Source organism: Nostoc sp. WHI, from assembly GCF_015714725.1.
In the GTDB taxonomy this organism is placed as follows: Bacteria; Cyanobacteriota; Cyanobacteriia; order Cyanobacteriales; family Nostocaceae; genus Nostoc.
Genome location: NZ_WBKM01000134.1, coordinates 1 through 25,776, shown reverse-complemented (window position 1 = coordinate 25,776; position 25,776 = coordinate 1). Strand labels below are relative to the sequence as shown.

General features: G+C 41.9%; 35 protein-coding genes and 2 pseudogenes. 15 read left to right on the top strand and 22 right to left on the bottom strand.

Annotation, left to right across the window (positions count from 1 at the left end; all coding sequences use genetic code 11):
• Window positions 1-135 precede the first annotated feature (135 nt).
• Window positions 136-465, bottom strand: a complete 330-nt coding sequence (locus F8S12_RS13250) for an STAS domain-containing protein (protein ID WP_196516734.1) — start codon at window positions 463-465, stop codon at window positions 136-138.
• A gap of 469 nt (window positions 466-934) precedes the next feature.
• Here F8S12_RS13250 and F8S12_RS13245 point away from each other — a divergent pair, with 469 nt between their 5' ends.
• Window positions 935-1,135, top strand: a complete 201-nt coding sequence (locus tag F8S12_RS13245; RefSeq protein ID WP_196516733.1) for a hypothetical protein — start codon at window positions 935-937, stop codon at window positions 1,133-1,135.
• A 69-nt stretch (window positions 1,136-1,204) separates the two neighbouring features.
• A pseudogene (locus tag F8S12_RS40555) lies at window positions 1,205-1,410 on the top strand (aminotransferase class I/II-fold pyridoxal phosphate-dependent enzyme); the annotation flags it as partial.
• Window positions 1,411-1,467: 57 nt separating this feature from the next.
• On the opposite strand, the gene F8S12_RS13240 reads toward F8S12_RS40555, so the two are convergent.
• On the bottom strand, window positions 1,468-1,815 hold the full coding sequence (locus F8S12_RS13240) for a hypothetical protein (RefSeq protein ID WP_196516743.1): 348 nt from the start codon (window positions 1,813-1,815) through the stop codon (window positions 1,468-1,470).
• Window positions 1,816-2,115: 300 nt separating this feature from the next.
• Here F8S12_RS13240 and clpS point away from each other — a divergent pair, with 300 nt between their 5' ends.
• From clpS to F8S12_RS13225, 3 genes are all read left to right on the top strand, one after another.
• Window positions 2,116-2,397: an ATP-dependent Clp protease adapter ClpS gene (gene clpS, locus F8S12_RS13235; protein ID WP_196516732.1), complete on the top strand. Its 282-nt coding sequence runs from the start codon at window positions 2,116-2,118 to the stop codon at window positions 2,395-2,397.
• Between the two features lie 73 nt (window positions 2,398-2,470).
• Window positions 2,471-3,295: a CPBP family intramembrane glutamic endopeptidase gene (locus F8S12_RS13230; RefSeq protein WP_196516731.1), complete on the top strand. Its 825-nt coding sequence runs from the start codon at window positions 2,471-2,473 to the stop codon at window positions 3,293-3,295.
• Between the two features lie 140 nt (window positions 3,296-3,435).
• Window positions 3,436-3,903: a hypothetical protein gene (locus tag F8S12_RS13225; RefSeq protein ID WP_196516730.1), complete on the top strand. Its 468-nt coding sequence runs from the start codon at window positions 3,436-3,438 to the stop codon at window positions 3,901-3,903.
• A 70-nt stretch (window positions 3,904-3,973) separates the two neighbouring features.
• On the opposite strand, the gene F8S12_RS13220 is transcribed toward F8S12_RS13225, so the two are convergent.
• Together F8S12_RS13220 and F8S12_RS13215 are read right to left on the bottom strand one after the other, a co-directional pair.
• Window positions 3,974-4,216 (bottom strand): hypothetical protein, encoded by a 243-nt coding sequence (locus tag F8S12_RS13220; protein ID WP_196516729.1) that lies wholly within the window; start codon window positions 4,214-4,216, stop codon window positions 3,974-3,976.
• A complete protein-coding gene (locus tag F8S12_RS13215) occupies window positions 4,213-4,413 on the bottom strand; it encodes a hypothetical protein (protein ID WP_196516728.1) in 201 nt (66 codons plus the stop codon). The genes F8S12_RS13220 and F8S12_RS13215 overlap by 4 nt, the downstream gene beginning before the upstream one ends.
• A gap of 165 nt (window positions 4,414-4,578) precedes the next feature.
• Between F8S12_RS13215 and F8S12_RS13210 the strand changes: the two genes are divergently transcribed.
• Both F8S12_RS13210 and F8S12_RS13205 read left to right on the top strand, forming a co-directional pair.
• Window positions 4,579-4,818 carry an antitoxin gene (locus F8S12_RS13210; protein WP_196516727.1) on the top strand — a complete coding sequence of 80 codons (240 nt, stop codon included), beginning with the start codon at window positions 4,579-4,581 and terminating at the stop codon, window positions 4,816-4,818.
• Between the two features lie 9 nt (window positions 4,819-4,827).
• A complete protein-coding gene (locus F8S12_RS13205; protein WP_196516726.1) occupies window positions 4,828-5,232 on the top strand; it encodes a type II toxin-antitoxin system VapC family toxin in 405 nt (134 codons plus the stop codon).
• A 77-nt stretch (window positions 5,233-5,309) separates the two neighbouring features.
• On the opposite strand, the gene F8S12_RS13200 is transcribed toward F8S12_RS13205, so the two are convergent.
• The 4 genes from F8S12_RS13200 to F8S12_RS13185 all read right to left on the bottom strand — a co-directional run bounded on the left by F8S12_RS13200 (window position 5,310) and on the right by F8S12_RS13185 (window position 9,329).
• Entirely contained in the window at window positions 5,310-5,951 is a 642-nt protein-coding gene (locus F8S12_RS13200; protein WP_196516725.1) for a pentapeptide repeat-containing protein, read from the bottom strand.
• Entirely contained in the window at window positions 5,948-7,345 is a 1,398-nt protein-coding gene (locus F8S12_RS13195) for a DICT sensory domain-containing protein (RefSeq protein ID WP_196516724.1), read from the bottom strand. The genes F8S12_RS13200 and F8S12_RS13195 overlap by 4 nt, the downstream gene beginning before the upstream one ends.
• A 105-nt stretch (window positions 7,346-7,450) precedes the next feature.
• Window positions 7,451-9,043 (bottom strand): photosystem II high light acclimation radical SAM protein, encoded by a 1,593-nt coding sequence (locus tag F8S12_RS13190; protein WP_196516723.1) that lies wholly within the window; start codon window positions 9,041-9,043, stop codon window positions 7,451-7,453.
• Entirely contained in the window at window positions 8,985-9,329 is a 345-nt protein-coding gene (locus F8S12_RS13185; protein ID WP_196516722.1) for a hypothetical protein, read from the bottom strand. Before F8S12_RS13185 ends, F8S12_RS13190 begins: the two co-directional genes overlap by 59 nt.
• A gap of 303 nt (window positions 9,330-9,632) precedes the next feature.
• On the opposite strand from F8S12_RS13185, the gene F8S12_RS13180 reads away from it, so the two are divergent.
• The 4 genes from F8S12_RS13180 (at window position 9,633) to F8S12_RS13165 (ending at window position 12,189) form a co-directional block, all read left to right on the top strand.
• The gene (locus tag F8S12_RS13180) at window positions 9,633-10,028 is read left to right on the top strand and encodes a DUF1830 domain-containing protein (protein WP_196516721.1); all 396 of its coding nucleotides are present in this window, start codon (window positions 9,633-9,635) and stop codon (window positions 10,026-10,028) included.
• A 194-nt stretch (window positions 10,029-10,222) separates the two neighbouring features.
• The gene (locus tag F8S12_RS13175; protein ID WP_196516720.1) at window positions 10,223-10,669 is read left to right on the top strand and encodes a DUF4079 domain-containing protein; all 447 of its coding nucleotides are present in this window, start codon (window positions 10,223-10,225) and stop codon (window positions 10,667-10,669) included.
• Window positions 10,670-10,815: 146 nt separating this feature from the next.
• The gene (locus F8S12_RS13170; RefSeq protein ID WP_196516719.1) at window positions 10,816-11,382 is read left to right on the top strand and encodes a hypothetical protein; all 567 of its coding nucleotides are present in this window, start codon (window positions 10,816-10,818) and stop codon (window positions 11,380-11,382) included.
• Window positions 11,383-11,415: 33 nt separating this feature from the next.
• Window positions 11,416-12,189: an ABC transporter ATP-binding protein gene (locus F8S12_RS13165; RefSeq protein ID WP_196516718.1), complete on the top strand. Its 774-nt coding sequence runs from the start codon at window positions 11,416-11,418 to the stop codon at window positions 12,187-12,189.
• A gap of 101 nt (window positions 12,190-12,290) precedes the next feature.
• Here F8S12_RS13165 and F8S12_RS13160 read toward each other — a convergent pair whose 3' ends face one another.
• The gene (locus F8S12_RS13160; protein WP_196516717.1) at window positions 12,291-13,061 is read right to left on the bottom strand and encodes a response regulator transcription factor; all 771 of its coding nucleotides are present in this window, start codon (window positions 13,059-13,061) and stop codon (window positions 12,291-12,293) included.
• Window positions 13,062-13,642: 581 nt separating this feature from the next.
• Here F8S12_RS13160 and F8S12_RS13155 point away from each other — a divergent pair.
• The gene (locus F8S12_RS13155) at window positions 13,643-13,891 is read left to right on the top strand and encodes a DUF6761 family protein (protein WP_196516716.1); all 249 of its coding nucleotides are present in this window, start codon (window positions 13,643-13,645) and stop codon (window positions 13,889-13,891) included.
• A gap of 354 nt (window positions 13,892-14,245) precedes the next feature.
• On the opposite strand, the gene grxD is transcribed toward F8S12_RS13155, so the two are convergent.
• The 6 genes from grxD to grxC all read right to left on the bottom strand — a co-directional run bounded on the left by grxD (window position 14,246) and on the right by grxC (window position 18,215).
• Complete coding sequence (grxD, locus tag F8S12_RS13150; protein ID WP_196516715.1) at window positions 14,246-14,569, bottom strand: Grx4 family monothiol glutaredoxin; 324 nt, start codon at window positions 14,567-14,569, stop codon at window positions 14,246-14,248.
• Between the two features lie 110 nt (window positions 14,570-14,679).
• On the bottom strand, window positions 14,680-14,937 hold the full coding sequence (locus F8S12_RS13145; RefSeq protein ID WP_196516714.1) for a BolA family protein: 258 nt from the start codon (window positions 14,935-14,937) through the stop codon (window positions 14,680-14,682).
• Window positions 14,938-15,162: 225 nt separating this feature from the next.
• A complete protein-coding gene (locus F8S12_RS13140) occupies window positions 15,163-15,771 on the bottom strand; it encodes a hypothetical protein (protein ID WP_196516713.1) in 609 nt (202 codons plus the stop codon).
• Between the two features lie 378 nt (window positions 15,772-16,149).
• Window positions 16,150-16,908 carry a lysophospholipid acyltransferase family protein gene (locus F8S12_RS13135; protein WP_230967989.1) on the bottom strand — a complete coding sequence of 253 codons (759 nt, stop codon included), beginning with the start codon at window positions 16,906-16,908 and terminating at the stop codon, window positions 16,150-16,152.
• A 112-nt stretch (window positions 16,909-17,020) separates the two neighbouring features.
• A complete protein-coding gene (gene tadA, locus F8S12_RS13130; RefSeq protein ID WP_196516712.1) occupies window positions 17,021-17,506 on the bottom strand; it encodes a tRNA adenosine(34) deaminase TadA in 486 nt (161 codons plus the stop codon).
• Window positions 17,507-17,900: 394 nt separating this feature from the next.
• On the bottom strand, window positions 17,901-18,215 hold the full coding sequence (grxC, locus tag F8S12_RS13125; protein WP_196516711.1) for a glutaredoxin 3: 315 nt from the start codon (window positions 18,213-18,215) through the stop codon (window positions 17,901-17,903).
• A 338-nt stretch (window positions 18,216-18,553) separates the two neighbouring features.
• Between grxC and glpX the strand changes: the two genes are divergently transcribed.
• Entirely contained in the window at window positions 18,554-19,591 is a 1,038-nt protein-coding gene (gene glpX / locus F8S12_RS13120) for a class II fructose-bisphosphatase (RefSeq protein ID WP_196516710.1), read from the top strand.
• Window positions 19,592-19,831: 240 nt separating this feature from the next.
• Window positions 19,832-21,118 (top strand): glutamyl-tRNA reductase, encoded by a 1,287-nt coding sequence (locus tag F8S12_RS13115; protein WP_196516709.1) that lies wholly within the window; start codon window positions 19,832-19,834, stop codon window positions 21,116-21,118.
• Window positions 21,119-21,209: 91 nt separating this feature from the next.
• Here the strand turns inward: F8S12_RS13115 and F8S12_RS41640 are convergent, their stop codons facing one another.
• Entirely contained in the window at window positions 21,210-21,335 is a 126-nt protein-coding gene (locus F8S12_RS41640) for a hypothetical protein (RefSeq protein ID WP_269144809.1), read from the bottom strand.
• Window positions 21,336-21,551: 216 nt separating this feature from the next.
• Here F8S12_RS41640 and F8S12_RS13110 point away from each other — a divergent pair, with 216 nt between their 5' ends.
• A complete protein-coding gene (locus F8S12_RS13110; RefSeq protein ID WP_196516708.1) occupies window positions 21,552-22,025 on the top strand; it encodes an HIT family protein in 474 nt (157 codons plus the stop codon).
• A 9-nt stretch (window positions 22,026-22,034) separates the two neighbouring features.
• On the opposite strand, the pseudogene F8S12_RS13105 reads toward F8S12_RS13110, so the two are convergent.
• From F8S12_RS13105 to F8S12_RS13080, 6 genes and pseudogenes are all read right to left on the bottom strand, one after another.
• Window positions 22,035-22,164, bottom strand: a pseudogene (locus tag F8S12_RS13105) (ABC transporter ATP-binding protein); the annotation flags it as partial.
• Between the two features lie 23 nt (window positions 22,165-22,187).
• Window positions 22,188-22,763 (bottom strand): Uma2 family endonuclease, encoded by a 576-nt coding sequence (locus F8S12_RS13100; RefSeq protein WP_196516707.1) that lies wholly within the window; start codon window positions 22,761-22,763, stop codon window positions 22,188-22,190.
• Between the two features lie 165 nt (window positions 22,764-22,928).
• Entirely contained in the window at window positions 22,929-23,153 is a 225-nt protein-coding gene (locus F8S12_RS13095) for a type II toxin-antitoxin system HicB family antitoxin (RefSeq protein WP_196516706.1), read from the bottom strand.
• A 110-nt stretch (window positions 23,154-23,263) separates the two neighbouring features.
• Complete coding sequence (locus F8S12_RS13090) at window positions 23,264-24,046, bottom strand: ABC transporter ATP-binding protein (RefSeq protein WP_196516705.1); 783 nt, start codon at window positions 24,044-24,046, stop codon at window positions 23,264-23,266.
• A complete protein-coding gene (locus F8S12_RS13085) occupies window positions 24,036-25,169 on the bottom strand; it encodes a branched-chain amino acid ABC transporter permease (protein ID WP_196516704.1) in 1,134 nt (377 codons plus the stop codon). Before F8S12_RS13085 ends, F8S12_RS13090 begins: the two co-directional genes overlap by 11 nt.
• Before the next feature lie 27 nt (window positions 25,170-25,196).
• A partial coding sequence (locus F8S12_RS13080; RefSeq protein ID WP_196516703.1) for a hypothetical protein occupies window positions 25,197-25,776 on the bottom strand: 580 nt, incomplete at its 5' end.

Sequence of the window (25,776 nt, the reverse complement as noted above, 5' to 3'; positions counted from 1 at the left end):
CTAGCTACCTTAATTACAGCTACTCAAACTTAACTTAGCATTGAATCAGGTCTTCTAACAGAGTTTATCGTTGTAACTTACAATTCCTTTACATAAAGCCCAGTCCTTACGCAAACTTTATGCTTTTACATAAACTTATGTTGCAGTCAGATCAACTTCATCATCCAATATTTCAAACACCCTATCGAGTTGCGTCAGTTCAAAAATAATTCTAATTGACGGAGCAACAGCGCAAAGTCGGCAACTCCGTCCTAAACTAAGAGCCAGCTTGTGTACAGATAAAAATGCCATCAACCCGGCGCTATCTAAGGATTCTACTGCTGCTAGATTTATTACCAAGATGGAAATACCATTTTGTGCTAACGCTGTAGTCATATCTCGTTCAAATTCCAAGGCGTTTGCAGCATTTAAACAGCCTTGGGGACTAATAACTGCAATCTTGGGATAGTTAAGCACTGCCTGCATAGTTACATCCTATTGAGAATTGTTGGAGCGTTAAGCTAAAGATTATTTGACCATAAACTCTTTTTTGTTGCATCGACCATATGTATTAGGTCTCTTTGCTGAATCTTTATTGCTTTCGGATATCTCTTTAAAGATTGTTATAATTCCAGGCTAAAATGTGTTTATCTATACTTTTTTTTTATCCAACTTCAAAAACAATCAACATAGACAGCCATAGAGCAGACAAATCATCCGAAACTATGCTGATAAAACTTGCTTAGTCTATAACTTAAGCTCATTTAGCCAAGTTTTAACGGTAGGTTAATCTCCTGCTTTAGTGTTGCTGATGGCATACGGCAAAATCATAGGGAATTATTTATTTAACTAAATAAATTGTGATCTAAATCACTAGTAAATTGGTATTTAGCTCACTTTTTATACCTAGATATATCTAGGAACATTAGTATCATATACAGTTGGATTATTACTTATGAGAACTAGGTACGCTATTCGTAAATTGGTAGAAAAAGCTCTTGACATTAAAAAACTAACTCCTGAGATAGAAAATGAAATAAACTCAGAACTGACGGAACTAGGTTATATTTCTGATGTTGACTACGAAGCCCTAGAATTATTAATGGCAGAGATGGATGCTGGTCGAATTAAGTTGGTTTCTAGCCTGGGATATTAATCTTAAATTTGGGTATACAAGCTTCTTGACTATCTCAAGTGAATTGGATTCAAACTAAAAAATAGTACTTTTCCTATGCCCTTGAAGGCAGAAAACGGTTTTTTGGCCGATTTGAGTGCGATACCTGAAGAAGTCGCCCAAAAATAAAAGCTGTTGTGGATTAATTATCCCAATAATCCTACTGAAGCGTGGCAACATTAGAGTTTTTTGAGGAATTAGTGGTTTCCTGCAAGCAGTACGATATTTTACTGTGTCATGACCACGCCTACTTAGAATGACTGGGGAGGCAAAGGAGTAGGAGAAGAAAACAATGCTCAATGCCCAATGCTCAATCACTTTTGGTATACTTGCCAAAGTTGGTGAATAAACTGATTGAGTTGATGTTTGGCAGCTGAGTCAGGTTCAGTTTTTAGTTCTTTTGCTAAAATTTGGCTCAACAAGCTAATTACTTCTGTGTCTAAAGCTGGCCGAAATAAATTGGCAGGCCAAAGTAAGTCAGACGCATCTCGCAAATCGGTAATTAGCGGTGATTCCTCAATAAAGGTGACCATTAATAAAGGACGCGCCCAGTATAACTGGCGGGAAACCACAAATTGAATGACTTCTGCATACAGATTCTTGTCGCCATGCTCTAAAGACACAATTTGTCCTGGTTGAAGAAAATCTAGGCTCATGTCCATCGTCACACAGTTTGGGCAGCACCAAGGATTGTTTTGCAACTTCCTTAATCTTAAAACTGAGAATGCGCTATGTTTAAGGTAAGCTGTGTAACATAAGGTTAGCACTGTTACGGCAACGATGTCTAAGATGTATGCCTTACAAGTAACTACGCAGAACTAATATAACAAATCTTACGGCAGCAAAAGGTTTTGTTAGCATAGTATATGGACAGAAATACTATACAATAGGTAAATAACTGTTAAGCGATCGCTAGACAGAGACTTTGTAGTAGTGAATTAACGAGAAAAGAGCAAAGATCCGTGTCAGTTGAAACCATTGAAAAGCGTTCCACATCCCGCAAGCTCGCGCCTCGGTATCGCGTTTTGCTCCATAACGACGACTACAACTCTATGGAGCATGTTGTGCAGTCGCTAATAGCCACTGTACCAAGCCTTACCCAACCCCAGGCTGTCAGCATCATGATGGAAGCCCATAGTAACGGGCTAGCTTTAGTCATTACTTGCGCTCAGGAACACGCTGAGTTCTATTGCGAAACATTGAAAAGTCACGGTTTAAGTAGCACTATTGAACCTGACGAATAGTCAAATAATTCGTAATTCGTAATTCGTAATTCGTAATTAAATATCGATTACGAATTATTTTGACCTATTTAGTATGAAAAAAAACCTTGTCCGTTTAGCCGAACGCCCTGCCCCTATTAGGCTGGGTTATTTTATTTTTACTTTATTGTTGCTATGGTTGCCCTTAGCTACACCAATATACTTACTAGTGCGTGACTCCAACTTAGAAAGTATATTGACATTGGTATTATTATATGCAGTATTTATTTTTCTCCTGAGACTATGGGGGAAATATGTGTACCAGCGGCCGCAAATTCTGCGGCATTATGGCTTAGAAATCACGCGGCAAAACGGTGTGGATTTACTGCGTGGCTTGGCTATGGGGATAATTAATATTTTGATCCTTTTTGGGTTAGAAAATTTGTTGGGCTGGCTGGTGTGGCAACAACCGAAAGTTTTTTTGCTGAAAGTAATTTTAGAAGGTTTACTTGTTGGCTTGGGCATCGGTTTTGCTGAGGAATTGTTATTCCGAGGCTGGTTGCTAGATGAATTACAACGAGATTACAGTCCGCGTGTGGCATTGTGGACAGATGCAACAGCGTTTGCTACATTGCACTTTATTAAACCATTGGAGGCAATTATTCATACACTGCCGCAATTTCCAGCTTTAGTACTGCTGGGGTTAACGCAGGTATGGGGAAAGCGTTGGCGGAGGGGACGCTTGGGTTTACCAATTGGTCTGCATGGCGGTTTTGTATGGGGCTACTACATTATTAATGTTGGGGAATTAGTGAAATATTCTGGTCAAGTTCCTGATTGGATAACTGGTGTGAATAATAATCCCCTGCAAGGAGTGATGGGGGTGTTGTTAATGAGTGTACTAGCTTTGTGGATACGGGGGCGAACTGTTAAGAATTAAAAATGGGTAATGAACTTGTAGAAAAATAAAATATCGGCTAAAAAGGAACTACATCAATATTTTATTTAAGCAAAGTTTCAGAGTGTAGCAAAAAGGCTTTTAGAGATTCAACATCAAATAAAGATTTAGGATTAAAAATAATGGATTGCAGTCGTCTGGAATATATCAAAAATGTCAATAATATAAATGATAATAAAGCTTGGGCGTATGAATCGCATCCTGTTGGAGCTAACTTTCAGTTGAACTTTAAAAAGGGTAAAGGTGTAGATATTCACGCCTTTAACTTACCAAAAGGATCTCTTATCATCCTTTCTCAAAAACGACGTGAGTACGAGCGCTCCTTGACGCACGTAGTTGAACTGGTTAATGAGGGAAGTAAAGATAAGCTTGATTGGGATACAGGTACATGGGATATTTTCCGATGCGTTCAGGTTCATTGGATTGCTGATTTCAAGGATGTCAACCGTATTCCTCGTGATAAGGAGAAAATGATAGCCAACTGGGGTTGGTATGACACTAAAGCTAAATTGTTGTGTAGTCGAAACTTGATGAAGCAGTGGGGTAGTATCGATACATTAAGAGCGCACTTAGGAGAAGTCTTTAATTAAACAATGGCGCAATCTAACACCATTAAACAGCAGCGATCGCAAAGAATATTAGAACTATTTGCGATCGCACCTACGCTACATTTTTGACTGAGATAATTCCTTCACCACACCACTGAATCAGTAGCCATCTGTCAGAATCTTTATCCAGTGCTGGCTTGAGACGGAAATTAAAAACCTCTTGCCATACCTCTACACCATACTGGGATACAAAATTTGCCTCCAGTTCTTTGAACTGTTCCCATTGGCGATCTGCGATCGCGGCCAACATGGGAATAATTGCGGTGATTGAGACTTGGGCGGCGACGGGTGTCATTCTGGGTAGTCCTCAAAAATACAAATAATCGGCATGAGTGGTTTTTCGGTGTTGATGATTTTAACCAACCGTTTACCCTTGCTTCTGGCAAGCGCAAAACAGGCTAACTCTGTTTCTGCTGCCGACCAATCCCTTGAATCTGTTACCGGGTCAAACTCTTCTTCATCTGAATTGTTTGATTGGCTTTCGTCGGTCATGCTTTGATTCGTTAACAAGGACTGCGACTAGGTACAGTTCGGCTCACAAATTTTCACCTACTTAAACTGCAAGCACTAACAGATAGTAAAATCTTAAGTAATTGACATGATATTGTAAAGCAACACACTGCGGCAAAATAATTATAATTTTAAGGAGATTGCTTGATGCCAAACTCATGCCACGTTTACCTATTACAAGATGGGCAACATCAAGTCCTAACTATTCCTGATGAATTTGCTTTATCCAGCACAGAAGTTTTGTTACGCAAAGAAGGTAATCGATTAATCATCGAACCCATTTCTTCCGGTTCTCTACTTTCACTGCTTGCCACTTTGGAAGACATTCCAGAAAACTTTCCTAATATAGATGAAGGATTACTGCCACTCGATGATATTGTGCTTTAATCTTGGCCAATGACCTATCAATACCTGCTAGACACCAACATCATTTCAGATTTGGTAAGACATCCTCAAGGTTTGGTGTTTCAGCGACTCGCAGCCGTAGAGGAAAACTGCATTTGTACCAGCATTATTGTGGTGTGTGAACTGCGATTTGGTGCAGCCAAAAGCGACTCTCTCCGTCTTCTTCAGCAACTAGAGAGCATTCTTGAAGTGTTACCTATTTTATCGCTATCGCCTCCCGTGGATCAGCACTATGCACTAATTCGTACACACCTAGAGCAAACAGGAAGACCTATCGGCCCCAATGACTTATTGATTGCTGCCCATGCCCTAGCCCTTAACCTGACGCTTGTTACAGCAAATCTCCGCGAATTTGAGCGCGTACCTGGTTTAAGTGTAGAAAATTGGCTACTTTGAAGGCATACATTGGGGTGCTTTAGTATTTAGCAGATAGCATCAATATATTTATTCATTGCAGTTTGTATAAATTAACCCTATTCAAAACCAGCCTCCACAATTGTCCCCACTACACACGCTTTATTCAAATTAACGCCGCTCAAATTTGCACCTTCTAATTCTGCACAGAGTAAATTCGCTCCCGTCAAATTCGCCCCTGCCAAATTCGCCCCCCGCAAGTCAGCTTCTTCAAGGTTTGTTTCACTCAACAAAGCCCCTTGCAAATCAGCACGGCTCAAATCTGCACCTTTGAGATTTGCTCCAGTCAGGTTTGCACCGCGCAAGTCAGCACCGCGCAAGTCAACGCCTTGCAAGTTCACGTTCATCAAATTAGCACCACTCACGAAAGCACCCGCCAATGACACATCGCTGAGTCTCGCTCCCATCAAGTTAGCGCCGCGTAAATTACTACCCCGCAAGTCAGCGCCCGTTAAATCTGCTTGCATCAGATTTGCTCCCATGAGGTTCGCCCGCAAGTCAGTTTCTTGGAGGTTTGCTCCCATCAAATTTGCCCCCTCCAAATGCCCACCTTCGAGTTTAGAGCCAGCGAAATTAGTGCCGACAAGAGTAGCACCAGCAAGATTAATCCGGTTTAAATCTAGGCGGGAGAGTTCCTCGTCTTCTAAATTTGCCCCTGGAAGTTGTTTGAGTTTTCCTAATCTAATGGCTTCAATATTCATGTAAAGTAACTACCAATCTCTTCACTGATCTTGCTGTGGCTATCCCATTGGGAATCAAGTATCCAGATGCCGGCACTGATTTTGGGTGTCATCAAGGGTAAGTCGAGTCCCTGTTGTAAACCCATAACTAATAAAGCTAGGGTATCTACAAGTTTAGGGTCAAAGCGGGTAGATTGTTGCTGTTTGCACTCATCTAAAGCTTGAGTAAATATCTGTTCCCGGCTTAGATTTGACGATTTTCGCTGATTTAAGCGCCATTGAAAATCTGCCAATAATGCTAAAATTCTCGACTCTAGGGGAATTTCATCTCCAGCTAAACCTGCTGGTTCCCCCGTGCCATTCCACCACTCGGTTTGGTGCGTAATAATTTGGGCAACTGCTCGCAGTCGTGGCATGGTTCGCAATACTTGCGCCCCTGGCACTAAGGGACAAGTTAAGGGACAACTGGGGGCATCTTCTTGGTAGCGTGTGGATATACCGCCACTGAGAACACTTTCTGCATTTTGTAATGGATCTATGCGATGCAACAAACTCGCCAGCCGCAACCTCTTAATCTGCCATGCGGGAAGATCCAAAAGCTGGGCGATCGCTTCAGCAAGTACTACTACTTCCGCAGCTGCCATTTGATTGTTGACATCTGCCATATCCATCAGTTGCGCCATTCGCAAAAAGGCTTGGATTTCGTTAGAAACCAAGTTACGATCCAGCGTTTGTTGCTGAAGGGCTGTTGGTATGGATAAATTATCTTGTCCAGTCTGGAGGTAATCTACTACACGGGAGACAACTGCACCTAAATTTTGGGATCTGGCCATTGACGGTACAATTTGTTGCTTATCAGTTGTGAGTTTATTCGCCAGTTCTGGGTTGTATTTTTTGATGTGAGCGATCGCTATTTCTGCTGTCTCTTGTACTAACTCTGGTTCAAATGTCCATAAGCCATAGAATTTACGCTCTAAGTCTGATGTCGGTACTCCAGTGCTGCCATAATCAGCCTCAGATAATTCTTGACAAATTACCATTGCTGTGTAATTTGATGACAAAATAATTAAGTGCCACTCCTGCGCCACTGGATCAATTGCATCTAATGCCACTAATTCTACATTGGGTAAAAGACTTGTGGGATGTTCAGCAAAGCCAGATTCAGCAGCAGCCATAATGACAATTTGGCCGCTGTGCTGGGCGATATCTGCATATCGTTGAGCTTCTTGCAGATACCATTTACCCTGTTGGAACGCTGAGATTACTAAGGGTGTACCGTCCTCTGCTAGGATGTGGTCTTCTAGAGCATGGCACAGGGCAACTAGGGTATTTTTGTAGTAAACACCGAATCGAATTGGATTGCTGCTGTGACGATGAGCTGTTTGTATTTGTTGTAGGATTGAACCTTCTAACATGGGTTTGGGATTTTGTGAAAACGTAGACGCGCAGCGACTTGCCGTAGGCTACCGCAGAAGGAAGGAAAATTCAGGATTTAGAATATCCCTACATTATTGTGTTTTTTAGGATACACCTGCTAACTGTTTCTCTTTCGTCTCTATTGGTGCAGAAAGTGCTGCTTCTAAGTCGGCACAACCCAGCTTTTCTTCTAAGATTTTCATGACTTCGCGTCCGAAATCGTTGGGGTTTTGTTGCCAAGCTTGCAAGCAGACTTCACCGAAGAATGAACCAAGGGGTTCGGGATTCCAGAGGAGTTTTTTGGCTGTCCACGGCATCAAACTCATTGGATCATACCCTGGTTTGAGGATGCCTTCTTTAAAAGCGTATTCTTCTAAATGAGTATGGGGTTGCAGTCCAATAAAGAAAATAGCAGGTTCGACTTTATCAGCACCAAAAATCCGTTCTAGTTCCCGGTGGTAGGCGACAGTTTGGCGGATGGTTTCGGGGCGTTCATCAATGACGTTAAACGAGTAGTTGACGGAAACTAAGTCGTTGAAACCAGCCGCTTTCAAGTCCCGGCAGTTTTGCAAGACGGTTCGCAGATTGTAGCCCATCCGCATTTTCCGCACAAGTTCTTGAGAACCACTGGTAATTCCTATTTCAAAATAGTTCATCCCAGTTTTCGCCATCAAGTCGCACAACTCTGGTGTCAAATTGTCGGCTCTGATATATGCTGCCCAGTGGATGTCTGTCATACCAGAATCGACGATTTTTTGCAATAGTTCTATGGCATCGTCGATAAATTTTCGTGCTGGGATGAATTGGGCATCGGTAAACCAGAAGTTGCGAATGCCGCGATTATACAATTGGCGCATCTCAGCAACTACTTCATCTGCTGGGTTGATGCGTACTTGTTTCCCTTCGACAACAGTGTATACGCAATAACAACAGTTATGAGGACAACCACGCTTAGTTTGTACACCTATATAAAAATCTTGCTCTTGCAGGTAATAGTTAAATTCTGGCCAGATGCTTTCGATATAGTCGTAGTTACAAGCTGTTTTTTCTATTGGGGTGGGTTGTTCGTGAATTAGCCGTTTCCGTGGTTGATTTTCTCCCACAACGTAACAGCGTTCATCTCGAAAATCTTTGCCATTTAAAAGTTTTTCCAGCAGGGTTTCCCCTTCACCTACAGAAATAATTGTCCTTTGAGGTAAGCTTTTACCTAATTGTTCATAAAATACACTGACTGCACCACCACCTACAACTACACGGGCATCAGCATTATATTTTTGGGCACGCTTTAAACCGCGTTTGATTAAGCCCTGATTTTGCCACAACTCTACATAGTAAGCAATAAAAATTCGTAAACCGCCAAATCCCCCGCGTAGTTTCAATAGAGGATTCTTAGCATAGTAAAATTCAAAAGCGTTTTGCAGTGGATTACCACCGCGTCCGCCAACTGGGGCATAAATTTGAATATCCCGCCAAGAAAATACTAGCAGTGTCGGTTTAAATTCATCAATAGAGCGATCCAAGGCAGAATTGTAATCTAAAGGTGGCACTGTTCCCAAATCAAAAATGCGCTGTTCGATATTCGGAAACTGTTTATGGACGTGATCGCTCAGGTAGACAACCCCAATGGGAAAGATAGGGTTACAAGGAAGGCGAACGTAAAGAATTCGATTTTCCATCATGGGTGTTTTGACTTCCATCTTGCAAGTCTTTGGGGAAAGCGAGATAAATTCCAGTTTTAAAGCGGGTTTTTGTTTTGGCTGCTCTTAATATCTCTGACAATCTGGCTTGACATTGAAGCCGATTATTGATATGTACGAAACTTTTGTTCCCAGATGTGGGAATCAATAAAGTTGCTTTGCATATCAAACCCAGGGTATCAAGAGAAGCATTATGAGGACATTTTTCATATAGCTTTACGATAACATTGAGTTTATTGATTAAGCGATGATCCCAGGCTATTAGTCCTGGGTAGATGAAAGACAAAAACACACTCCCGAACTATGCTAAGGACAAGGGGATCATCGCCATGCCTACTCTGTAATTATCTACCTTCAGGAAGTTAAAGCCTTTTTGCTAAAGATTAAAACTAAAAGAATTCACATACATTTAGTGTAAAATTACAAACACATAAATATTTACAAAATTTTTATAACCTCAGATATATATTTAGGTAGAAATAATCTACAAAGAGTTGAGTTGGTAGTCGCAGTTACAGCAATCGGGGATCAGTGGGTGTTAGGCTTGGCTAGTGTAATGTAAAATTGTGCGTAAATCTCCTCAGCAGTTATGGCTCAAATATTAGATCCTCTACCACCTGAGCAATCGGGGAAAATTCTTTGCTGCTACATTAATGCCACGAGCAAAATACAGATAGCTCGCATCTGCAATATTTCTAATTGGTACTTTGAAAGGGTTGTTTTCCCTGGACAACGTTTAGTGTTTGAAGCTCCGCGAAAAGGCCAAATGGAGATTCATACAGGGATGATGGCAAGTGCAATTTTATCCGATAAGATACCGTGCGATCGCCTGATGCTCGATGAACCCAGCATTTACGAGTTTGATACAGACTCACTAGCTGAAAAAGACCTTATTAATACCAAACCAATAGTGCAGCAAATTAATACAAAAACCGGAGATACTACAAAACCTTTACAAGTGGCTGGTTTAGCAGCTATTGATTAAAAAAAACAATTTGGCTCAATTTTAAGGGTTGCTGAATTCAGCAACCCTTTTTGTTTATTATTTATAGGGCATTGGGCAAAAACAGTTCCGAGTTCCGAGTTCCGAGTTCCGAGTCAAGAAGTGAGATTCCCAATTCAGCACTCAGGACTCAGCACTCACTACTCAGCACTCACTCTCCAGCTACAATCATTCTTATGAATCTTCCTTCATTTCTTTGGTTGTGGAAAATAGCCGCCTGGTCGATGGGGTTGTCCCTGCTGGCATATCTGGTGTTAGCATTCACCGGCGTTTGGATGTTTCGGGCGAGAACTTCGCAGACCCCATTTCTAGGCGGAAATAAGGAGGTGCGATCGCTCCACTATATAATGGGCATCAGCATGGTAGGTTTAGTGCTACTACTGCTAGCGGTCGGCATTGTTGGCACTTTAGGACACTTTGGTTCTTTAGGTCACTCGTCACACCTAATCGCTGGATTGATAGTTGTAGCATTAGTTTTACTGTCCGCTTTCAGTGCCACGCAAATTAGTGCCAGACGACCTTGGGCTAGACCCTTACACATCAGCATAAATATTATTCTGTTTGGAGGATTTGCCTGGGTATCTCTTACTGGTTGGATTGTAGTGCAAAAATATTTACCTTAAAGGATAATTTGCCCTCCAAAATCTAAAATTAAATGACAGAAGCCCCTGACTTGATTGCTCTTTTGAATCTAAAATCTAAAATCCAAAATCCAAAATTGGATAACATAGACCTACCCTACAATGAAGAAAAGCATTGTAATTGAGCCGTGACAGTAAACTTAGCCAATATCTCAACTTCTGTTTTCCGTCTGTCTCCTTTGATTCGGATAACGCTGCTGAGTCTATACATAGCACTCACAGTTCCATTACCCTTCTTATCGCAGGTAACGGCTGCACCCGTACCCCCAGGATTATTGTGGATAGGGATTAGCATCGGCTTAGTTGCCTTGTATGCTGTATTGACTGAACAAGTACTGGTAGATGACCAGGGAATTCAAGTTACTTACCCCGCCTGGGTGCCTCGCTTTTTTCGTAAAGGCTGGTTATTACCTTGGTCAGAAGTGAAAGAGTTAAAACCCCGCACTACTGGTCAAGGAGGGCTGGTTTATTATTTCCTCAGCCAGGATGGGAAAGCTTATTTATTACCGATGCGTGTAGCTGGATTTGCCCGTTTCGTGCAACTCGTGCAAACAAAGACGGGCATTGACACCACAGATGTTCGCCCTTTAGCACAACCGTGGATGTACCTAATTTTACTGGGATTCACCCTGCTGCTATTATTAGTCGATGGCTGGGCGATCGCTACAGCCTTAACTACTGCACAATTAACTTAAAATTGGGCATTAATTATTTCTCCCCCACTCCCCTTGAATACAGCAAAAGCCACATTCAGGCTAGAGCAAGTTAATCTTTTTACAAAGCTGAAAACCCAACTTCCCGGCAATCAGCAAGGGTATCCCATATTGCAGGATATTTCCTTTGAGGTATTCCAGAGCGATCGACTTGCCATTTTGGGGCCAGTAGGCGCTGGAAAAACTTCGTTATTACACCTCCTCAATCGCCTAATTGAACCCACGAGTGGCAAAATCTATCTAGAAAATCAAGAATATCGCCAAATTCCTGTCATCCAGTTACGCCAGATGGTGACACTTGTATTGCAAGAATCAAAACTGTTGGGCATGACAGTTGGGCAAGCCTTGGCTTATCCTTTAGTTTTGCGTGGTTTGCCCAAACAGACAATTCAGCAACGAGTCAGTCATTGGATAGAACAACTGCATATTCCCAGTGAATGGTTAGGCCGAACAGAGGTGCAACTTTCTGCGGGACAACGACAATTAGTAGCGATCGCTCGCGCCCTAGTCATCCAGCCTAAAATATTATTATTAGATGAGCCAACCTCTGCCCTAGATATTGGTACAGCTTCTCATCTAATGCAAGTCTTAACCCAGTTAAGTCAAACTCATCAAACTACAATTTTGATGGTAAATCATCAACTGGAACTAGCCCAGATTTTTTGCACTCGGTTATTACATCTACAGCAAGGTCATTTATTGGCAAATCAAAAAGTCTCTGAGATAGACTGGGTTCAATTACGAGAAAGCTTAATTCAAGCAGAAGCTCAAGACGATTTTGGATTTTAAAGTTTGAATTAGTCAATCGTCATTGAGCATTGGGCATGAGTTATTCTCCTCATCTCTCTTGTCCCCCATTCCCCACTCCCTACTCCCCACTCCCACTTCCATTACACTTGACTACTACTAAGTGTTGAACGTTGATTACTAAATCTTTCTCTAGTTAATTTTGTTTGTGACAGTGGAATATTGGTATTCAAAATTTCCATGTTAAAACGGTATCCTACATTGCGGATAGTTTGAATCAAATTGGGTTGGCGGGGATCAAGTTCAACCTTTTTCCGCAGCGACAAAACATGAGTATCAATGGTACGAGGGTTATCGATAGCGTCAGGCCAAGCACGACGCAGCAATTCCGACCTACTCAGAGGCACTCCCCCAGCTTGTGCTAAAACGTACAGTAAACTGAATTCTTGGGGCGTTAAGTCAATAAACTCTCCCTGGAAGCGAACCCGGCGCTGAACTAAATCGATTTGCAAAGTGCCATAATCCAGATAAGCTGGTGCATTAGCTGTGCGCTTACGGCGAATCAGTGCCTCTACCCTTGCCAAAAACTCTTGCATTCCAAAAGGTTTGCTTAGATAATCATCTGCACCCGCCTTTAAACCTGCGACGATATCAGCTTCACTATTACGGGCAGATAGCATTAAGATAAGAGGTTGCTGCTGACGATGCAACCAACGACAAAACTCAATGCCATCACCATCAGGCAAATCTGCATCCAAGACCACCAATGTTGGTTGATGGCTTAAAAATACTTCCCTTGCTTGATAAATACTCGCAGCTTGATGCACCCGGTATTCTAGTTGTTGCAAGTGCCAACCTAGTAATGACCTCAGATGGGGATTCCCTTCAATGATTTCTATACAAACCGAACCCACGGTGGCAAGACCCCTTAGCGTCGATAATTTTCAAAGTAACAAGCCCATGTCTAAGGTTTTGTAGCCTTTGTTACTTCAACTCCTATTAGCTTTACATTTCCTCATAAAAATAGTGGAAATATCTTTAATTTGTGCCTTGCCAAAAGGCGATGAGAAATATTCTTAAATTTTTGTTAAACTTATAAAAAGAGTTGTTAGACTTATTAAAAGTTCTTTTAACTTAACATTCTGGTTTTAGATGGGTGTAATGTGCCAGATATTTATAAACAAACCAGCTAACTTTTACAACAGTTTTTCAGCTTGATGGTGAAAGTAGATTCTTTTTGCAAAAATTAGTCCCCACACATACGAATATAGCACCAATACAATCGGGCTGTTGATGGGGAGAATCATAAAGATAGTTTAGCCGATAAGTAGAATCTGTATTTTCTGGAATAGGATTGAAGTAGTTTGTAGCTACTAGGAGAGTACTGGCAAAAGTAAATATGTTGACTTTTTGTTAAAGTCAAGGGGAAATTACACTTCCCATTTGGGCGTGAATCATTTACAATTCTCATTCCAAAGAGATTAATACAGCAGTTATGCTCCAAGACACACAAACCATCCGCTATTACCAAAGACTCACCGACGCCTTCGTAGAGCTATGGAATCGCGGTTATCGCACAGATGATATGCGGATGTATTTGGATGGATATCTAGCCGCACTGCGGCACAGCAACGTCATTGAAGCTTTTTTGATTCATCGTTTAGAAGAGGAAGCCAGCCGCTACTTGTACGATGGGTCAAATTTTGCAGTACCCCAGCCACAGCCCCAACCCGATTACTACTAATACCATTTAGCTGGCCATTGTTCGTAATCGTTAATCACCGCAGATGATTATAGCATATTATCTGTATTGGTCAACAGGTTGTCGTGGTGTGAGATTTTGGAGATATTGTATTGATTAAGACGCATCTCCTCAGCCCTATATTTGGTCTTGCCGATGTGACTGAGGAGATTTGTGACCTGCCTTGAAATCAATTCCAAGACAGCTTAAGTATTTTTGTCAGAAAACTATTAAAAAAACCCTTGAAAGGGGAAATATTATTTATTTCCCCTTTCAAGGACATTAAAAACGGCACATTGCCTTTATTGCCAAAGGCAAATTTAGCAGCATAGCCTCTGGTTTGTTGTAAAAAAGACCTTAGGAAGCGAGTGCTACTTCAACCTTTTGCTGCAATTCACCTTTCTGGTACAGTTCAATCAAGATATCAGAACCACCAAGAAATTGACCATCTAAATAGACTTGGGGAATTGTCGGCCAGTTAGAGTATTCTTTAATTCCTTGGCGGATTTCATTGTCTGATAAAACGTCAATCGCCTCGAAGGGAACTCCCAAAGTATTGAGAATCTGCACAACGTTGTTGGAGAAACCACATTGGGGCATTAACTTGGTTCCCTTAATGAAAACCAAAATCTTGTTCTGTTGTAACAAGTTATCAATTTGATCTTTGAGTTCTGGTGTCATGGTGTTTGTGTTTCCTGCATTGCATTAATGGAGTGTAGAGCGGAGCCGGAGACGCTCCGCCTCCGGTGAAGAGTGAGGAGTGAAAAATTCATAACTCCTAACTCCTAACTTTAGGAACTTGCTGTTGCTTGCCAAGCTTCGGGAGTGTATGTTTTTAATGCTAAGGCATGAATCGCTTCCGATGACACAGCTTGCTTCAACGCACCATAAATTAACTGGTGCTGCTGCACCAGTCCCTTACCTGCAAAATGCGATGAAACTACTGTCACCTGATAGTGGTCACCGCCACCAGTCAAGTCTTGCACCTGAACCTGGGCGTCTGGCAGTTCCGCCTTGATCATTGCCTCAACCTGCTGCGGACTAATCATCGCTATTCCTGAAAAAACTTACTTTTCTATTATTAACAGATATAGAGCAAATGCCTGTGCCAACTTCAGGTTTTGGCAAGGCTGGGGATAAATGCGTCTCTGAGGTGGATTTTTGAGAACGCTGTAAAAGCTAGGGCAGATAAATCCTATCTTAGCACTGGAGCGTTTCAAGGTACTGCTCAGGGAGATGAGGAGATGGGCAAAAACAGGCAACAAAAATTTAATTTATTTATTTTGGGATGAGGAAGATGAACTACCACCTTCTTTGGGATAAGGAGAATCAACAAAACCCAATTCAAACAACTGTTTATAGGCTTTCTTGCCTAAATCGCGCGTTGGATTTTGACTCTTAATTATTTGAATCAACAAGGGTACAGCTAATTCTGGCTGATTTTGGGCTCGATGTACCAATGCTAGCTGAAAGGTCGCTTCATCTCGCTTTTGGGCTGTTAATAGAGCTTTTTGCCGCTGAGAATCAGAAACTCTATTGTCAATTCCCGAAAAGCTAGTGTTTAACTCTTGATAAAAATTAGATAGCTGATTATAAACCTGACGTGCTTCTTGCAGTTTCTTGGCAGCTAAGGGGTAGTTTTGAGCAGAAACAGCTTGTTCTGCATCTTTCATGAGGCGATCGCCTCCTTCAATGCTCAAAAGGCTGTTACTTTGGGTTATGGGGCGAAGGTTATTGGGATCGTTGGGGTCAATAGGTTGTGGTTGGCTAGTAGTGCCTGGTGACTGTGATACCTGAGCATTCACAGGTGATAGCAGGCTGAGGACTGCTATGACTGATAAAAGAGTACGGTGCATCAAGGTAACAGCGGCAACAGTGTTCATGGGATCAATTAGTGCGACAACTATATAAAAAAATTATGGAAACTTCGGGTATCTTAACTCTGTTTTGGTCTTCGACAAAGCAAAGCTACATCCTAAGTATCTCTGATTTAGACTAAAAATCGGTTTAATAGAGTTCCCATTACCCCTGTATATTAACTAACTTTTGGCGTCTCCCCTTCTCTCAAGGGAAGACGCCAGCGTCTGCCTTATGATGCCCGTTCGCGTAGCGTCTCCTTTAGCAGAAGGGCTGTAGGGAGAAGACCGCACTGGCTCCTCTGCGTGGGACAAATCATCTCGCAATTGTGCAACGCCCAATTTATTGATCATGCACGGTTAATGGTTAAGAGCCAGCCTTGAGACTCTTGATGCTTGACGAGATCAAGAATTAGTGATTTCTGCAAATGCATGATTAGTAATTTTTGTTTCTTGATGGCTTAATTGTTGCAGTGCCTTTGCTAAATCAGATGTAATGCTTTTGGCATCTTGTTTTATACAGCCACTCATGTAATCCCTTACTTTGATTGCGGAGCCAATGTTAATGCTCACATCTGTACCCCAATTTGGATAAGGTTGGCTGTAATTGATGCCTATGGGTATAATTGTCACTCCCAGCCCGGAATCACTAGATTCAGCACTCAAAGCAAGACGGGCAATTCCAGGCTTCAACTGGTGAACTTGACCATCACGAAAAATGTTACCTTCTGGAAAGATGACCAAAGCTCTTTTCTGCTGAAGTAGCTCAACTCCATGTCGTAGCGTGTGGATTGACGGACGCTTAGAATTTACGGCAAACCCCCCCAAACGTCGCACAAACCAGCCTTGCAAACCTTGGCATTCGTCAATAGTCACCATGAACCGCAAGTCTTGTCCTCTTATACAATCAGCAGTAGCGTAGGGTATGACCAATGCATCCCAACGCGCCCGATGGGTAGGCGCAAGGATCACAGGCCCAGTTGTGGGGATATTTTTTTGTCCGGTTATTCTAATTTGCCCAAAGAATAATGGTAATAGGCAGTGACGCCCTAATAAATATGCTAGAGGACTTAACCAAGGAGAAACCCTTGAGGTAGTAGGAGCCACCTGAGGATTTGCTAGTGTGCGCTGGCAGGTATCGGATGAAGAGTAAAGTTCCATCATGAAAGACACAGCTGATTAACAGGTGAAATTTAACGAAAAGTCTGATTAGTTACACCGTAGATTCTCTTGCGTGACTTGTGTAGTACCGGATGGACAGTTTTACCTCTGTCCGTTAGTTTCCTCTACGCCGCCTAGTGGCAAACCAAGCCTGTAATTGCTGACGACAAGCTGACTCCAGAATGCCTCCGATTACCTGTAAGCGGTGATTAGAAGCAGCGCTATCGGGTATGTTAATAACTGTACGAATTGCGCCAGTTTTTGTATCGTCTACTCCATATACAAGTGATCCTAGACGCGCTTGGACAATGGCACCTGCACACATCGGGCAAGGTTCAAGAGTTACGTAGAGGGTGCATTCATTAAGATGCCAATTTTGTAAAGTTGTTGCAGCTGTCTTGAGAACGAGAATTTCCGCATGAGCGGTAGGGTCTTTGTCGCGCTCTTTTCTGTTTTCTCCTTGTGCCAGCAATTTGCCAGTTGAATCAATGATAACAGCACCTACAGGCACTTCACCTGCATCACCTGCTGCTTTTGCTAATTCTAGGGCACAACTCATCCATTGTTGATGTATAAGATATTCCGTGTATTTAGTTAGCATATTCTGATCAATATAAAAATTTCAAAATTCAACACGTTTTCTAGGATGGGCATCTTGCCATTGGTGTCAACTTAAGCTAAAACTGCTTTAAAACCTCATTTCCAGCCAGAGGCTAGAAACGCTACGGTGTACACACAAGTCGAAAAAAGCTCGATTTCCCATTGTTCTCTCGTTCCCATGCAGAGCATGGGAATGTCTAATTAGGGGCTGCTGCCTCCAGTTAGATATTGAGCCAGAGACTCAATGAATGCATTCCCAGGCGGAGCCTGGGAACGAGGAAAGCCTTATCAAGTTAAGTTTTTATATAGCCCGCAAACTATAAGTGTGGGGCTATACAATTCAAAATTCTTAAATTTAGGATCACCAAGCCAACGGTTGGGGGCTAATTTGATTTCTAAATAGCGGCTTGGGTTAAAAGGGGATCGAGTTGACTTTGTGTGTCTAGTTGATAAAGGTCATCGCAGCCGCCAATGTGCTGATTATTGATAAAAATTTGTGGTACGGTACGGCGTCCGTTAGCGCGTTCTGCCATTTTAGCTCTGGCTGCTTCGTCACCGTCAATCTTATATTCAGTGAAATTTACACCTTTCCACCAGAGCAACATCTTGGCACGAATGCAGTAAGGACAAGTTTGCCATGTGTAAAGTTCGACGTTGGCTTTGACTCGCTCTGGATGGCGATTTAAAAGGGGATTAAGAAAGTCCAGCATATTGATCTTAAGCAAGGTTATAACTATGTCTCTAGCCTAGATCATTGCTGGCATTGCTTACCGCATTGGGGCTGGAACCCACTTTTAGAAACTCTCTAAATGGTTCCAGTAAGTCAAAATAACAGGTATAGTTTTCAAGGCTTATTTTCAGGATTTTGCGTAAGTCCAGTTTATGCTGGAGTAGTATGATCAAAAAAAAAGGTCATAATTGGCACTTTTCTAACCAGTCAGCAGTAAAACTTAACTTTCTTCCACGTGTATCCGCCCTTTGGTAGACTTGAAGACTGAAATAGCCAGATAAAACGACGGAAATTCAAGCAGTTGAGAGGGCAGACTCTGTGGAAAATACACTTGGGTTAGAGATTATTGAGGTAGTCGAGCAAGCTGCGATCGCATCCGCAAAGTGGATGGGCAAAGGCGAAAAAAACATTGCTGACCAGGTAGCTGTGGAAGCGATGCGGGAGCGGATGAATAAAATCCATATGCGGGGTCGGATCGTTATCGGGGAAGGCGAACGCGATGATGCTCCTATGCTTTATATCGGGGAAGAAGTTGGTATCTGTACCCAACCAGATGCCCAAAATTTCTGTAACCCTGATGAACTAATTGAAATTGATATCGCCGTTGATCCCTGTGAAGGTACAAACTTGGTAGCATACGGGCAACCTGGTTCGATGGCTGTCTTGGCAATTTCTGAAAAGGGCGGATTATTTGCTGCTCCTGATTTTTACATGAAGAAGTTAGCAGCACCTCCCGCAGCTAAGGGCAAGGTAGACATCAACAAGTCAGCAACAGACAATCTCAAGATTCTCGCTGAGTGTCTAGAGCGCTCTATCGAAGAGCTTGTGATTGTAGTCATGAAGCGTGAACGCCACAACGATTTAATTAAAGAAATCCGTGAGGCTGGAGCTAGAGTACAACTAATTTCAGATGGTGATGTGGGTGCAGCTATATCCTGCGGTTTTGCGGGAACTGATATCCACGCGCTGATGGGTATCGGTGCTGCTCCTGAAGGTGTAATCTCCGCAGCCGCAATGCGTGCTATGGGTGGACACTTCCAAGGTCAACTGATCTACGATCCAGAAGTCGTAAAAACAGGTCTGATTGGAGAAAGCAAACAAGCTAACATCGATCGTCTGAAGTCTATGAATATCAATGACCCCGATAAGGTCTATGATGCTCATGAACTGGCATCTGGTAAAACTATTCTGTTCGCTGGTTGCGGCATTACCACTGGTAATCTCATGGAAGGCGTGCGTTTCTTCAAGGGCGGGGCGAGAACTGAAAGCTTGGTAATTTCCAACCAGTCGAAAACTGCTCGATTTGTTGATACAATTCACATGTTTAATGAACCGAAGACTCTCCAACTGAAATAATTTTTAGGGAATGGGGAATGGTAAAAGTAGGGCGAAGCATTTGGAAAGAGATATTTCTATAAAACTGAAAAATAATCACCAAAATGCTTCGTCCCTATAGTAGTTAGTAGTTAGTAGTTAGTGATTAATTGTTGTTTGTTGCTGAGGAAAATCTACCAACCAATAAACAAAAATTCCCCATTCCCTATTCTCACTCAATACCTTATTTTCAACTACCAACTAGTAACTATAATTTAGCAAATGAATATAGCAGTGGTGGGGTTAAGCCATAAAACAGCCCCAGTAGAAGTCCGGGAAAAACTGAGCATTCCAGAACCACAAATTGAAAGTGCGATCGCGCATTTGGCCAGCTATCCCCATATTGGCGAAGTTGCAATTCTTAGCACTTGTAACCGCCTAGAGATATATATTGTTACCAGTGAAATAGATCAAGGTATCCGAGAAGTAACTCAGTTTCTTGCGGAATACAGCAAATTGTCTGTGCTTTCTCTGCGCCAACATCTGTTTATGTTGCTGCATGATGATGCAGTAATGCATATCATGCGGGTAGCGGGTGGTTTAGATAGTCTGGTACTTGGAGAAGGTCAAATTCTGGCTCAGGTGAAGACTACTCACAAATTGGGACAGCAATATAACGGTATAAAAACCATTTTGAATCGATTATTTAAACAAGCGCTGACAGCTGGGAAGCGGGTTCGCACGGAAACTAGTATTGGCACTGGGGCTGTCTCTATCAGTTCGGCAGCTGTGGAATTAGCGCAGATCAAGGTGGCAAATTTAGCTGCTTGCCGAGTAGTAATTCTGGGTGCTGGTAAAATGTCGCGGTTGCTGGTGCAACATCTGCTTTCTAAAGGTGCTGTGCAGATTAGTATTATAAATCGCTCTTTGGATCGCGCCCAAGAATTAGCGAACCAGTTCCCTCAACAACCTATCCAAATTCATTTGCTATCGGAAATGATGACCGTAATTGCCGATAGTGATTTAGTGTTTACAAGTACTTCGGCTACAGAACCGCTCCTTGACCGTGCCAAGTTGGAAATGGTTTTAGAAGTTCAGCGCTCTTTGATGTTATTTGATATTTCTGTGCCGCGTAATGTTCATGCGGATGTAAATGAATTGGCAAATGTGCAGGCGTTTAATGTGGATGATTTGAAGGCAGTAGTAGCGCAAAACTACGAAAGCCGCCGGAAGATTGCACAGGAAGCAGAGCGGCTTTTAGAGGAAGAAGTGGAAGCCTTTGATATTTGGTGGCGTAGTTTAGAAACTGTCACCACTATCAGCTGTCTGCGAAATAAAATCGAAACTATCCGCGAACAAGAATTAGAAAAAGCTTTGTCGAGATTAGGTTCGGAATTCGCGGAAAAACATCAAGAGGTGATTGAAGCATTAACACGGGGAATTGTCAATAAAATTTTACATGATCCGATGGTGCAATTGCGATCGCAGCAAGATGTGGAAGCTAGACGGCGCTGTATGCAAACTCTACAAATGTTATTTAACCTCGATGCAGAGGAACAATTTAGTTAAATTTAACAACAAAATCCCCGGCTTCTGTGAGAAGTTGGGGATCTGAGCTTTTAAATTAGATAGATGTCTAATTAGATAGATTTTTCGATTTTCACAACAGTTGTTCTGGGTCAATTCCCCGTTCTTGTAGTCGTATCAATAAATCTTGATATCGTTGGCGTTCTTCCTTCAGTTGTTGAAGAGCTACTTTTTTAGATGCGGTATTAGGAGTGTTCACTATAATGCTACGCCTCCACTCTTAGGCTTTCTCATAGTTTAGATGGTGGGATAGAAGTTGTGAACTACTAATGTTAATTATGTACTATAGCAATCCTAAATAAGTTGTAAATAGTACGTTGGTAGGATGCCTGATTCATAGTCCTTCCAAATTTTCTCTGTTCCAATCTCAAATCGGATTGCTATATTAAATATTAAGGTTAAAAGGATATGACAGATGTTAGTGGATGGATGCCTTGCTTGCAGTGTGCTGGCTGGAAAAGTACAAGCGCCTGGTGGAGTTATTTATGAAGATAATTACTGGGTTGTGGAACATTCTTTGAATCCTGTTCTGTTGCCAGGATATTTAATTATTAAACTCAAACGGCATTGTGAACATTTAGCGGAACTTACACCAGAGGAAGCGAATGCTTTAGGTGGAATTATTCAGAACACTTGTTTAGCACTTTCACAAGTAGTTAAACCAGCTAAGATTCATGTTTGTTCGTGGGGAGAACAAGTTAAGCATATCCACTTCCACGTTATTCCTCGTTCATCAGCTATGCCTGTAGGAAATCTCGAACTGTTAATTTATCTACGTATAAAAAAGTTACTCAATCAGCTAGGTTTAGGCAAGTGGGTAAGCGATACAGAAGCAGCAGAAATCGCGGCAGAAGTAAGCCAAGAATTTAAACAAGCTTTCCCAGTATAATACCAACTTTATCACATCCATATTGTGTTCAATAATCAGAAAGGTCATCCCGTCTTGACGGTTCCAAGTAATAATGCGATCGCAAATATCATCAATTAGCCTTGGATTCATCCAACAAAATTAACTTGGGATTGTTTAGCGAGTAGCTACTAAAATTCTTTACTAAATTTGTGTTTCTTCCTCGGTAAAAATCGGAGGCCACAATTCAGTAATGGGCAATTCCCAACCGGGAAAAAGTTCTGGTACAGTTAAAATCTCGCCATTCTCTAAAACTGTTGGTTCCCCTGTAGAGCGATAAATTGTCACTGTTTCTTCATCAGGATCAATCAGAATCCCGACGATTGCTCCCAGTTCTATAAATTTAATAATTTTACTTACTATAAGTTTAATTTTATCGCTTTGAGATTTAATTTCTACCACCAAGTCAGGGACAAGTTCGCCAAAGTAACGAGGACTTTGGAGAAGTCGGGAAGCGCGAACAAAGGAAACATCAGGCGCTTTGAGGTTTGTATCTGGCATGATGAAACCGCCTGCGGAATCAAACACTCTTCCCCAGCGACGAGGATTTACCCAAGCAAACAGGAAAGCGATGAAACGACTACTAATTTCGCTGGATACGATATCTGATGGGCCCATAACTGAAATTTTCCCATTTTCCAGTTCCAGCTGGTAATCTAAACCTGCTTCGGTAAAAGCGGTTTGAACTTGCTCTAAATCTTTAATTGTCATCATTGACATAAAAAGCTTTTTCCGCTAGGATGTCAACTTTGATTTTAACACGAGCAAAATTTCCGAAAATTTGACGCCATGTGCGACTTTCTCTCAAACCTAAGCTCAAATGCGATCGCACAAATAACATAAGTCACAGAAACGTCATACCTTCTTGTCCGTTACAGGTGGCAATTAAGCCACTTTTAAAGACTTACCTAATGTTTGTGGATCTGGTAAAGGCTGGCCATTTTCTAAGTACGATTCGATTAATATTTCTAAAACTTCCTGAGCATTTTTCAAAGCATCCTCATAAGTTTCTCCATGAGTACAAGGCTGCATAACATCTGGGAAATCAGGTAATGAAACTACATAACATTCATCTTCATTTGACCACTGAATTAATATTGTATATTTCATGCTTCTGGTTCCTGCTTTTCCTCTGCTTCTATCTTATTTAATTCTCTAATTTTCTTGGGCATATACTAATTTGCCTTTTACCCAAGATTATTTGGGCATTTAATATAAGTTTATTTGCCCAAATAAGCTTCTAGAACTTTGGCATTACTTTGAATTTCGGCGGGTGTACCGTCAGCTAAATTCTGCCCTTCGGCAAGTACCCAAACGCGATCGCACAAGGACATAATCACATCCATATTGTGTTCAATAATCAGAAAGGTCATCCCATCTTGACGGTTCCAAGTGATAATGCGATCGCAAATATCATCAATTAGTTTGGGATTCACCCCAGCAGCAGGTTCATCTAACAAAATTAACTTGGGATTAGTCATCAGCGCCCGTCCCATTTCTAACAACTTGCGTTGTCCACCAGACAAACCACCAGCATAATCGTGTGCTTTTTTTGCTAAACCCACTGATTCTAATAGAAACATTGCTCGTTCTTGGAGTTGCTTTTCTTCCTTAGCCACAACCTGCGGTTGTAACTGCACCTGCCAAAAGTTCTCACCCGTTTGTTTTTGTGCCGCCAGCAGCATATTTTCTAACACCGACAACCGCGAAAGAGTCCGTGCAACTTGAAAGGTGCGTATTACTCCCTGTTGGGCAATTTGATATGGTTGCAAGTTGTGAATCGGTTCGCCGTCAAAAATCACTCGTCCTTTATCTGGGCGGATAAAGTTCGAGAGTAAGTTAAATAAAGTAGTTTTACCAGCACCATTGGGGCCAATCAAGCCGGTGATGCTGCCTTTAGCAACTTCGATTTTTGCCTCATTAACTGCTTTGACACCACCAAAGCTTTTAGAAAGTCCAGTGGCTACCAAAAGGGGAAGTGGCGATGACTGGTTATTTACCAAGAGTGAGTTCCTCCTTTTTCCCTAGAATGCCTTGAGGTCGCCAAATCATCAGTATCATCAAAATTAGTCCGATTACCATGATCCGAAATGCACCCAAACGTGCTTCATCAAGGGGGACGATTCTGGGTAAGACTTCTCGCGTCAGCGCATCGTAAGCAAAGAAAATTACTGCGCCTAAAATTGTGCCGACATTATTACCAGAACCGCCTAAAATCACCATGATCCAAGTATCAAATGTTAGTTGTGGTTGAAAATTATCGGGGTAAATAGCGCCCAGTTGCCAAGCGAAGAAAGCACCAGCAATCCCAGCGATCGCACCCCCAAGCATGAGAGATTGTAATTTATACCAAAAGACATTTTTTCCTAGCGCCTTGGGAATTTCTTCATCTTCACGGATCGCTTTGAGAATTCTACCCCAAGGCGATCGCACCAAAATTTCTAACCGCCAGTAGACAAATGCTAAAACTAACAGCAACACCAGCATTAAACTTGCTTTTGGGTTGTAATTATACAGTCCCATTACCCCAGAAATATAAATCGCTGCTGCCAAAACTGCTAACACAATTCCCACACCCAACCGCGATGCAAATTCTTGTTTGCTAGTTCTTCTTTGGTTTAAATCAGTAGTCCGAGATATTTGGGTAATGCGAATCCATCGCCATAACGTAAAAAAAGTTACAGCAGCTAGCAGCGTCAACAGTCCAATCATCACAAATCTAAAAAATAAATTCGGCTCTGTGGATAGGGGTATGGGATAACTTTGCACGCCAAACGCCCCAGAAATCCAGGTGTTACCTACAGGTAATTCCTGATTATTTACCACCAAACGAATTAGTTCCCCCGTACCAATAGTGACAATTGACAGATAATCTTCTCGCAAGCGGAGAGTTGCAAAACCAATTACCAAACCCAACAAGGCGGCGACAATTGCTCCAGCTAATGCTGATATCAGTAGGGGAACGCCCTTTAAGCTTAACAATACCGTTGTATATGCTCCAAGGGTCATGAAAGCAACATGACCAAAGTTAATTAACCCGGTAAAACCCCATTGCAAATTAAGTCCTAGTGCGAATAAGGCAAAGATTGCTGTAGAAATTGCTAAGAAAATGAGATATTCAACCATATTAAATAGTTAAGACTATCTGTCCGCTCATTTTAAGAGATTTGGGAAATTATTCCAAAAATTCAAAAAAATTTCTATGTGGCGATCGCTCAGGGCATTAATTCCTCTTGTTCTTTTAAAATGAGCGAAGTCATGAGTGAGGGCGATCGCAAAAGCTATTTCGGCGTACTCAAAAGCTATTTCGGCGTACTCAAAAGCTATTTCGGCGTACTCAAAAGCTATTTCGGCGTACTCAAAAGCTATTTCGGCGTACTCAAAAGCTATTTCGGCGTACTCAAAAGCTATTTCGGCGTACTCAAAAGCTATTTCGGCGTACTCAAAAGCTATTTCGGCGTACTCAAAAGCTATTTCGGCGTACTCAAAAGCTATTTCGGCGTACTCAAAAGCTATTTCGGCGTACTCAAAAGCTATTTCGGCGTACTCAAAAGCTATTTCGGCGTACTCAAAAGCTATTTCGGCGTACTCAAAAGCTATTTCGGCGTACTCAAAAGCTATTTCGGCGTACTCAAAAGCTATTTCGGCGTACTCAAAAGCTATTTCGGCGTACTCAAAAGCTATTTCGGCGTACTCAAAAGCTATTTCGGCGTACTCAAAAGCTATTTCGGCG